The organism is Corallococcus sp. CA053C (assembly GCF_003611675.1).
Taxonomy (GTDB): domain Bacteria; phylum Myxococcota; class Myxococcia; order Myxococcales; family Myxococcaceae; genus Corallococcus.
In genome coordinates, this window is record NZ_RAWA01000537.1 from 1 (window position 1) to 5458 (window position 5458).

Annotated in this window: 5 protein-coding genes and 2 pseudogenes; 3 read left to right on the forward strand and 4 right to left on the reverse strand. The window is 72.7% G+C overall.

Translation table 11 applies throughout. The annotated features are described in order from the left end of the window. The 3 genes and pseudogenes from D7V97_RS39345 to D7V97_RS39355 form a co-directional block, all read left to right on the forward strand. Window positions 1–287, forward strand: a pseudogene (locus D7V97_RS39345) (hypothetical protein); the annotation flags it as partial. 9 nt (window positions 288–296) lie between these two features. Next, a complete protein-coding gene (locus D7V97_RS39350) occupies window positions 297–2033 on the forward strand; it encodes a hypothetical protein (RefSeq protein ID WP_120615715.1) in 1737 nt (578 codons plus the stop codon). 71 nt (window positions 2034–2104) lie between these two features. After that, entirely contained in the window at window positions 2105–2653 is a 549-nt protein-coding gene (locus tag D7V97_RS39355; RefSeq protein ID WP_120615716.1) for an isochorismatase family protein, read from the forward strand. A gap of 26 nt (window positions 2654–2679) precedes the next feature. Here the strand turns inward: D7V97_RS39355 and D7V97_RS39360 are convergent, their stop codons facing one another. The 4 genes and pseudogenes from D7V97_RS39360 to D7V97_RS39375 form a co-directional block, all read right to left on the reverse strand. Further along, a complete protein-coding gene (locus tag D7V97_RS39360) occupies window positions 2680–3552 on the reverse strand; it encodes a metal ABC transporter permease (RefSeq protein WP_120615717.1) in 873 nt (290 codons plus the stop codon). After that, window positions 3533–4327: a metal ABC transporter ATP-binding protein gene (locus D7V97_RS39365; protein ID WP_120615719.1), complete on the reverse strand. Its 795-nt coding sequence runs from the start codon at window positions 4325–4327 to the stop codon at window positions 3533–3535. Before D7V97_RS39365 ends, D7V97_RS39360 begins: the two co-directional genes overlap by 20 nt. Before the next feature lie 13 nt (window positions 4328–4340). Beyond that, the gene (locus tag D7V97_RS39370; RefSeq protein ID WP_120615718.1) at window positions 4341–5219 is read right to left on the reverse strand and encodes a hypothetical protein; all 879 of its coding nucleotides are present in this window, start codon (window positions 5217–5219) and stop codon (window positions 4341–4343) included. Between the two features lies 1 nt (window position 5220). Continuing rightward, a pseudogene (locus D7V97_RS39375) lies at window positions 5221–5458 on the reverse strand (zinc ABC transporter substrate-binding protein); the annotation flags it as partial.

A 5458-nucleotide genomic window follows, 5' to 3' on the forward strand; every position in this document is an offset into this window, starting at 1 on the left:
ACGTGGGCGTGCGGCGGGATGCGGCCTCCGGGCCGGAGCGCCGGGCGGTGCGGGCGGGGCTCGCGCTGCTGGCGGACTGGCTCGCGGACTACGAGGCCTGGGTGGCGCGGGACGTGGGGCTGGCCTGGCGCCGCGCGTGTCTGTCCGCGCGGCGCAAGGCGTCTCCCGTTCCCGCGGAGGAGTTGTCAGTCGCTTGGAGGCGGATGGCCGTGCGAGTGCGCGCGACCGACGCCGGAGTGCAACACGCCGGAGTGCAACACCATGTCGCTCCGATGACCGGAGCGTGAGGAGGACCCATGCTGGCACGACTGTTCCGAGCCGATGCGCCGTCCGTCCATGCCCACGTCGCGTGGGAGGACCTGCCGGACGAAGCCCTTCCCACGCCGCCGTTGTGTGACGGTTACGGGAAGGCCCACCTGCCCGTGACGACGCGCGTACCGCTCGCCCAGGCGTACTTTGATCAGGGCCTGCGCCTGCTGCACCTGGGCTGGGCCCTGGAGGCGCGGCGTGCCTTCGCGGAGGCCGCGCGACAGGATCCTTCGCTCGCCATGGCCTGGTGGGGGCTCGCGCTCGCACGCGGCGCGGGAGCCCGCTTCGCCGCCGACCGTGCGGAGGCCATCCGCAAGGCCCTGGCGCTGGCCGAAGGCACCACCGACCTGGAGCAGCGCCTGCTGATCGCCGCGAGCCTCCTCGCGGACAAGGGCCCCGCCAATGGCCGGCACGCCTTCGTGCGCGAGATGGAGTTCCTCATCGACCGCTTCCCGGACGAGCCCGAGCCCCGCCTGCTGCTCGCGGGCTTCCTGCTGGATGGCTACGAATCCGACGGACGTCCCGGCCAGGGCCAGCCCTACGCGCAGTCCCTCCTGCGCGACCTGCTGCGCACGCATCCGGATCATGCCGGTGTGCACCTGGCCTGGGTGCAGGCATGGCTGACGAGCGCGCGGCCGGAAGTGGCCCGCGCGAGCGCCGAGCTCCTTCCCACGCTCGTCCCCGCCGGCAGCCCCGCGCTGCTCGCCGCCGGACGGTTGTTGCTGCGCATGGGCCGCGCGGCGGAGGCGAACCGCATCCTGGAGGCGGCGGTGGAGGCGGATGACGCGTACCTCGCCCGCGAGTCGCTGCCCCTGGAGGTCGCGCCGAGCGCGGACACCGCGCTGCGCCTGTTGAGCGAAGGCTGCGCGGAGGTGGGGCGGTACCAGGAGGCCCAGAGGTGGGCTCGCAAGCTGCGCCAGCGCGTGGAGGCCTCGGGTGCCCGGCCGCAGGCGGTGCTCTTCGCGGCGACCACGCTCGTGGCCGCGCACCTGCGCTTCGGGTTCTACCGCGCGGCGGCCGAGGTCCCGATGGAGCTGGGCGACGCCGCCACTGTCGCGGAGCAGGGCCTGCGCGACGCCGTGCGCCTGTACACGCGCGGAGCCTGCGCCCTGGAGACGGGACGGCTGGGCGACGTGGAGCGTGCGTGCCAGCTGCTGGACACCCTGGTGATCACCCTGTCGGACGCGACCCGCTCCGAAGGACGCGCCCTGTGTCCCCGCGACGTGGCACGCACGGCGGAGGTCGCCGCGCAGGAGCTGCGGGGGACGCTGGACGCGAGGCGGGGTGACTCCGGTCGCGCGGAGGCCGCGCTCACACGGGCCCTGCGGTTGGAGCGGCGCTTGCGGCCAGTGGGGCCCGCGCTCTTCTGCCGTCCGCCCCGGGAGACGCTGGCCCGCGTGCGCCTGCACTCCGGTCGCGAGCAGAAAGCCCTGGAGCTGGCGCTAGAGCGAGCAGGAGAGCGGCCGGGGTGTGGCCACTGCATGCTGCTCGTCGCCGAGGCGCACGTCGCCTGCGAGTGCATGTCCGAAGCCGCGCACGACTTCGCCGTGGTGCTGGACCTGTGGCGCGATGCGGATCCGCACCTGCCGGGCCTGCAACGCGCGCGGGGCTTCGCCTCCGGAGGGAGGGGCCGCGCCGCGCTCCGCCGGGTGCCGGATGCTCCGATGGACACCGCTCCCGCACCTCGGGGCGGGGAAGGGCCCTGGACCGTCCACGGGGGCTGAGCGACCGCGCGGCCGTGCTTGACGGACGCGCGGCCTTCAGTCACCAGGGAGCACCCGCAAGGAGCCATCCCATGCCCTCGATCCGCCTGAAGCCCGAACAGGCCGTGCTGCTCGTCGTCGACATCCAGGAGCGGCTCTGCGCCGCCATGGAGCGCGATGCCCTGGACCGCATGCTCGCGCGCACCGGCGCCGCCGTGGAGGGGGCCCGGGCCCTGGGCGTACCCGTCGTTGTCACGGAGCAGTACCCGCAGGGGCTGGGCCGCACGCACTCGCTCCTGAAGTTGAAGCTGGGGGAGTTCAAGCCGCTGGAGAAGCTGGACTTCTCCGCCGCCACGCCGGACGTGCTCGCCGTGTTGGGAGACCGCAAGCAGGTGCTCATTGCTGGAATGGAGACGCACATCTGCGTCTTCCAGACCGCGCGCGACCTGGCCGACAGCGGCCGCGAACCGTGCCTGCTGGCGGATGCCGTGCTGTCGCGCAACGAGGAGGACCGTCGCATCGGCCTGGAGCTGTGCCGCGACGCGGGCGCGCGCATCCTCACCGTGGAGTCCGCGCTGTTCGACCTGCTGGGCCGCGCGGGCACGCCCGAGTTCAAGAAGGTGTCCGCCGCCGTCCGCTGAAGGAACGGCGGCGGTGGGCCACCGCATCAGGCCTTGCGCTGGAAGGGCGTGCGCGCCAGCCGCACGAGCATCATCAGCAGCACCAGGACCCCGGACAGGACGGTCTGCGAGCCGCCCACCGGGAAGTCGTAGAAGTACGCGAAGAAGTAGCCGCCCGCGCCCGCGATGCCGCCCAGCACGGTGGCGGTGAAGAAGGTCCACGGCAGCCGCAGGTCCAACACCAGCGCGGCGATGGCCGACAGCGTGGAGAACGCGAAGACGGGCAGGGCGCCCAGCGCGCGCGCGCACACGCCCACCATGATGCCGATGGACACCATCAACACCGTGTCCAGCATCCGCACCGGCAGCCCCTGCACGGTGGCGCCGATGCGGTCGAAGCTGACGAAGGTGATGCCCCGGTACCACCACAGGTGCAGCACCATCAGCACCGCGCCCACCACCGCCACGGCGTGGAGTTGGTCGGGCGTCACCAGCACCGCGGTGCCGAAGAGGATGCCCTGGATGTCATGCGCCTCCTGCGCGATGCGGTCGCCCACGAGGATGGCCGCGCCGCCCGCGAAGGCGAATGCGCACCCCAGCAGGCTCTCGCGCGACAGGCGCAGCCGCGCGGGCTCCACCATCAGCAGCAGCGTCGCCGCCACCGACAGCACCACGGCGCCCACCAGCGGATCCACGTGGACGCCCAGGTGGATCTCCGCGAAGAAGGCCAGCGCCACGCCCAGGCCCGCGGTGTTCGTCACCGCCGCGCTGACGAACACCATGCGCCGCAGGACGACGTAGACGCTGAGGAAGCCCAGCACGCACCCGGCGATGAGCGCGCACAGGATGGGGTCCTGGAACAACTCCCAGGCGGACCGGAACTGCTCCCACTTCGAGGGCTCAAGCAGGACTGTTTCCACGATGGGGCCCCTGGGGCGCGCTGTTGCAGTAGTCGTCGCCGTACTGGCGGCGGAAGGCCGGATGGCAGAACACGGTGCGCGCGTCGCCCATGACGTAGCAGCGGTGCTCGCGGTCCACGAAGAGGATGACGTCGGCGTGCTCGGCCGCCACGGACATATCGTGGCTCACCACCACCACGCCCAGGCCCCGGTCATGCGCGAGCGCGCACAGCCGCAGCATCGTCTGTTTCTCCGCCACGGCATCCATCGCCGCGGTGGGCTCGTCCAGCAGCACCACGTCCGCCTCGGTGGCGATGACCCGCGCGAGCAGCGCCCGCTGCTTCTCTCCGCCGGACAGGTCGTGGAAGGGCCGCTTCGCGATGGCGCGCGCGCCCGCGGTGTCCAGCGCCGCCTCCACCTTCTGCCGGTCCGCGCGGCTGGGGAACGGGCGCAGGAAGTTCCACCCCGACAGCCGCCCCCACCCGGTCAGCTCCCGCGCGTGCACCGGGAGCAGCGAGTCGATGGACGACGTCTGCGGCACGTACGCGCTCCGGATGTGGGGCGCGCCGAGCGTGATCTGCCCGGACACCGGAGGGATGAGCCCCAGCAGCGTCTTGAACCAGGTGCTCTTCCCGGAGCCGTTGCGGCCCACCACCGCCACGAACTGCCGGCGGCGCACCACCAGGTCCATGGGCGGCAGGATGTCCTTGCCCCCGTAGCCGATGACGAGCTGTTCGCACTTCAGCAGCGGCTCGCCCGGCTCCTGCGGCGGCGCGATGCGGTGCGCGCTGTCCAGTGCCGTCTCGTGATCACCGTGCGCCACGTTTGACCTCCGCGACAGGGCTCACCTGCGCCAGTTGCTCCAGGAACGCGGCGCGGACCGTCGCGTTGCCGGGCGCATCCAGGTCCAGCACGCCGTCCGGCCCCGCCGCCACGGTGGACCAGTCCACCGCGTCGAAGAGCAGCGGGGTCAGCTCCAGCTTGAGGCCCAGCTCCACGCCCGGCGCGTTCTCGCGGTCGGACGGCACGTCCAGGTCCCCGGAGAGCACGGCCACCGGCTCGGCCTCCGCGCCCCCCGCCGTCGCCAGGGTGATGCGGAAGTCCTTCGCGCCCGCGAAGCGCGCCGGGACGCGGCCATCGCGCACGCTGCCCGTCATCCGCACGCCGGTGATGGACCAGCGTTCCCGCGACAGCGTCGTCCGAGGCAGCTCGCAATCCGGCCGGCAGTCGAGGCCCACGGACGCGGGTCGCAGCAGGTCCAGGTCTCCGTCCACGGGGAGGTTGGCCACCGTGGTGGTGCTGCTGCCGCCGCCACCGCCCAGCTCCGCCTCGATGTCCGCGTAGTCGACGAGCTCGCCTGAATCACTGTGGCAGTGCCCGTTGTGGCACAGCGAGTAGCCCGGAGGAGGCGAGGAGGGATCGAACGTCGTGGCTCCACCACCGCCGGAGCTGGCGAGCAGGTCGATGCTGCCCACGCGCACGGAGGCCGTGTCCATGCGCAGCTGGAAGTCGGAGGCGAGCGCCTGATAGCCGTCGCCCGCGTCGCGGCGGGGCAGCGGCGTGTACGCGGCCTGCACGGAGGGCTTGAGCACCGCGAAGCCCTCGCCCGCGTCGAGCGCGCACCCGGACAGGAGGACCACCGGGAGCAGCAGCGCTCCGGGAAGTGAAAGGGGGAATCGTCGCGTCATGTCACGGCCCCTTCCCGGCGAGGCCCTGCTCCAGGCGGCTCACCAGCAGCTCGATGCGCTGCACGTACGTCTGTCCGTTGCGGAAGTCGGTGCCGCCGGGGATGACGACGAGCGGCGCGGGGATCTTGGAGGCCACGAGCTTCGCGGTGCCCTCCGGGTAGTAGTCCTCCTTCACCAGCAGCTTCGCCTTGCGCGCCTTGCCCTGCGCCATCACCTGCGCCAGGTGGGACGGGTTGGGC

Excerpts from the sequence above, each read along its gene's own strand:
- D7V97_RS39350 (WP_120615715.1), top strand. The coding sequence starts at position 297 with ATGCTGGCACGACTGTTCCGAGCCGATGCGCCGTCCGTCCATGCCCAC.
- D7V97_RS39370 (WP_120615718.1), bottom strand. The coding sequence starts at position 5,219 with ATGACGCGACGATTCCCCCTTTCACTTCCCGGAGCGCTGCTGCTCCCG.
- D7V97_RS39355 (WP_120615716.1), top strand. The coding sequence starts at position 2,105 with ATGCCCTCGATCCGCCTGAAGCCCGAACAGGCCGTGCTGCTCGTCGTC.